Source organism: Cryobacterium fucosi (assembly GCF_004403515.1).
Classification (GTDB): Bacteria; Actinomycetota; Actinomycetes; order Actinomycetales; family Microbacteriaceae; genus Cryobacterium; species Cryobacterium fucosi.
On sequence record NZ_SOHH01000005.1, the window covers coordinates 1 to 3,748 of the forward strand.

Annotated in this window: 3 protein-coding genes; all 3 read left to right on the forward strand. The window is 70.8% G+C overall.

Translation table 11 applies throughout. The annotated features are described in order from the left end of the window. Nucleotides 1–89 precede the first annotated feature (89 nt). The 3 genes from thiD (at nt 90) to E3T48_RS00130 (ending at nt 3,419) form a co-directional block, all read left to right on the forward strand. Complete coding sequence (thiD, locus tag E3T48_RS00120; protein ID WP_241986464.1) at nt 90–977, forward strand: bifunctional hydroxymethylpyrimidine kinase/phosphomethylpyrimidine kinase; 888 nt, start codon at nt 90–92, stop codon at nt 975–977. A gap of 288 nt (nt 978–1,265) precedes the next feature. Further along, the gene (locus tag E3T48_RS00125; RefSeq protein ID WP_134521871.1) at nt 1,266–2,783 is read left to right on the forward strand and encodes an alkaline phosphatase; all 1,518 of its coding nucleotides are present in this window, start codon (nt 1,266–1,268) and stop codon (nt 2,781–2,783) included. Between the two features lie 102 nt (nt 2,784–2,885). Beyond that, nucleotides 2,886–3,419, forward strand: a complete 534-nt coding sequence (locus E3T48_RS00130) for a hypothetical protein (protein ID WP_134521872.1) — start codon at nt 2,886–2,888, stop codon at nt 3,417–3,419. Nucleotides 3,420–3,748: the final 329 nt, after the last annotated feature.

A 3,748-nucleotide genomic window follows, 5' to 3' on the forward strand; every position in this document is an offset into this window, starting at 1 on the left:
GGGCTGGCCGTGGTCTCCGCCATCTGCGCGGCGGACGACCCGGCCGGGGCCACCCGCGCCTTCGCGGCCGCGTGGGCAGGGGCCGCGGCGTGAGTGGCATCCCGCGCGTGCTGAGCATCGCCGGCACCGACCCGACCGGGGGCGCGGGCATCCAGGCCGACCTCAAGGCAATCTCGGCGAACGGAGGCTACGGGATGGCCGTGGTCACCTCTTTGGTCGCGCAGAACACCCGAGGGGTGCGGTCGATCCACCTGCCGCCGGCCTCCTTCCTGCGCGAACAGCTCGACGCCGTGAGCGACGACGTCACCATCGACGCCGTGAAGATCGGGATGCTCGCCAACGAAGAGGTGATCATCGAGGTCGCGGCGTGGCTGCGCCGCATCCGGCCGCCGATCGTCGTGCTCGACCCGGTCATGGTCGCCACCAGCGGCGACCGGCTGCTTGACGAACGCGCCGAAGCCGCCGTGCGCGAGCTGCTCGCCGAGGTTGACATCGTCACGCCCAACCTGCCCGAGCTTGCCGTGCTCGCAGAGTGCCCGGTCGCGGTGACCTGGCCGGAGGCGATCAGCCAGGCGAGGGTGGTCTCCGCGCGGCACGGCGTGATCGTGCTCGCCAAGGGCGGCCACCTCGGCGGGGCCGAGTCGCCGGATGCCCTCGTCGACGACGCCGGACGACTCTCCGGTGGGCGCCACCTCGTCGAATTCGCGCAGGAACGCGTGGCGACGACGAACACCCACGGCACCGGGTGCTCGCTCTCGAGTGCCCTCGCCACCCGCCAGGCCAGACTGGGTGACTGGGTGGCCGCCCTCGCAGTGGCGAAGGAATGGCTGACCGACAGCCTGCGGCACTCCGACGAGCTCGACATCGGGCAGGGGAATGGTCCCGTCCACCACTTCGCGACACTCTGGCGGGCCGCGGAGGCGTCGGCCGGGGCCGCCACGGCGACCGGAACACGGATGCCGCACCGTCGCCGGTGACGACGGCCTCCCTGAACCACCTGCCGGCGGCAGCGCAGGGCGGCTCCTACCCGGTGCTCGTGGCCGCTCTGCCGCCCTGCTTCCGGGTCTGCCAGGACGTCGGAGAATGAACTCGCGTTCTTCGACCAGACGTACTGAGCCGCGCCGACCGGCGCCCGGTCCGGTGACCTTGTTCACCATCCGGCCATTCGGGGGACACCGGGACTCTCTACAGTGCGGGGGTGGCAACATGAGCTGCCACTCCCACGCACTCCCACGCACTCCCACGCACTCCTCAGGAGAATCCTCATGCGACGAAGAATATCTGTCCTTGCCTCCACGACCGTGGTCGCGGCTCTGCTCGCCACCGCGGTCGTCACGGCCGGCACTGTCACGTCGGCCTCGGCCTCGGCCGACGGCGACAAGAGCCGCGCCAAGAACGTGATCTACCTTCTCGGTGACGGCATGGGCCGCACTCACGTCACGGCCGCCCGCGAGCGGTACTTCGGCGCGTCCGGCAAGCTTGCGATGGAGACGCTGCCGGCCCAGGGTCATGTGAGCACCTACGCTGTGGAGAAGGGCTCCGGCCAGCCGGGCGAGGCCGACTTCCATCCGAACGCGGTCACCGACTCCGCCTCGGCCGCGACGGCCTGGTCGTCCGGCGTGAAGACCTACAACGCGGCGCTTGGCGTGGACGCCAAGGGCGCCGTCGTCCCGACCATGATGGAGCTGGCCAAGAAGTCCGGCTACCGCACCGGCAATGTCTCCACCGCCGAGGTCACCGACGCGACGCCCGCCGGCCAGATGAGCCATGCGCTCGGCCGAGGATGCCAGGGGCCGGTCTACTCCGACGCGGCCTGCCAGGACATCGCGGTCACCGGGGCCGTCCTGCCGACCAGCGACGTACGGGTCACCCCGATCGCCGACCAGATCGCCAGGAACGGCACCGCCGACGTCATCCTCGGCGGCGGGCTCAGCCGGTTCGACGCTGCCGACGAGACGGCGCTGAAGGGCCAGGGTTATTCCGTGCTCGGCTCGATCGCCAACCAGACGACGGCGACGAAGACCGACCTCGCGGCTGCCGCCGGCCAGAAGGTCTTCGGCCTCTTCAACAAGGGAAACCTCACGATTGAGAAGTCCAAGTCCGAACGCCCCACCTCGGCCGAGGCCCAGGAACCCAGCCTGCCCGAGATGACCAGCAAGGCCATCGAGCTGCTCAGCCAGAAGAAGGCACTGGGCGAGAAGAGCGACAAGGGCAAGGGCTTCTATCTCCAGGTCGAGGGCGCGCTGATCGACAAGCGCTCGCACGCGAATGACGCGGCGCAGACCCTGGCCGAGGTGAAGGCGTTCGACGACGCCGTCGCCATCGCCCAGGACTTCGCCAAACGCGACGGCAACACCCTCGTCATCGTCACCGCCGACCACGAATGCGCCGGCTTCAACATCATCGAGAAGGGCACCTTCACCAACGCGGAGGCCGCCACCCCGCCGGCGAACACCGACAGCGGCAACACCGCCAACAATTCCACGCCGAGCCGGCCGAGCAACTCCCGCGACGCGGCCCGGTCCACCGGAATCATCAATGGCGCCGGAGCGGCCGATCCGAAGAACTTCGGTCCGGCCACCTTCCGCACCCCCACCGACCCGGCGGGCGTCGTCGACGGGTCGCCCGAGGCCGGCCTGTGGCTGAGCTACCTGTCCGGCAACCACACCGGCGCGGATGTCCCGGTCTACGCCTCCGGCCCCGGTGCCGACCAGCTGCAGGGCACGGTCGACAACATCGCCCTGTTCGGCATCGTTGGTCGCGCCCTGCGCGTCATCGGCTAGCGCCGCAAGCCGGCACTGCCGGCCGGCGCAACCCGCGCAGACCGCCCGGGCCGGACGGCATTCCGCCCCGGCCCGGGCATCCCCACGACAGGAAGCACCCACATGAAATGCATGACTCCCCGGGCGATCGCCCTGGTCGCGCTCGCCGCAGTCCTCATCGTCGGCGGGGGTGCGTACGCCCTCGCCGCCTCCGGCGCCCCCGGCTCGTCCGGCGGCTCGATCTCGGCCGGCGCGGCCCAGACCACCTTCCCCGGCCTGGCCGCGCCCTCGGGGCAGCCGGAGCTGGAGAGCATCGGGAAGGCACGTCCACGGCCGGGGGAGGTCGTGCAGGCAGCTGGGCCGTTCGACGACCGGTTCCTGCTCGAGAACCTGGCCTTCGACGGCGCGGCGGTTTCCGGGGCCGTGCGCGTGACGAGTGACGTGAGCGCGGTGCTCGAACTCGAGGTCGTCGCCGGCTTCTACGACGACAAGGGCGCCCTCCTCGGCACCGGCCGATTCGTGCACCACCTCGTCGACGACGGCAGCCACAGTGGCGCGCCGGAGGAGCTGGTGACGTTCACCATCGCGGTGCCGCCCGGCATCGCCGGCCCGGCGGTGTCGGTCGCGCTCGGGGTGCCGGTGCTCGTCAACGAATAGCGTCGCCGGTTGCTCGCGCCGGACGCGCTCCCGGAGGTCGCCCGTGTACCGAATTCAGGAGAACAGCCCCAACTCGGGGCGCTGGCGGGCATCCGTCGCACTGGTCCGGGCTGTGTCCGGGCTCTGCACCTGAATTCGGCACGTAGATCACTCACAGGTTTGATCACCGGTGGTCGCGCCCGTCGAGACCGGTGGTCGAGCGTGTACCGAATTCAGGAGAACAGCCCCATTTCGGGGCGCTGGCGGGCATCCGTCGCACTGGTCCGGGCTCTGCACCTGAATTCGGAACGAACGACCGCGCTGGGGGGGGGGGGGGGGGGGGGGGGCCT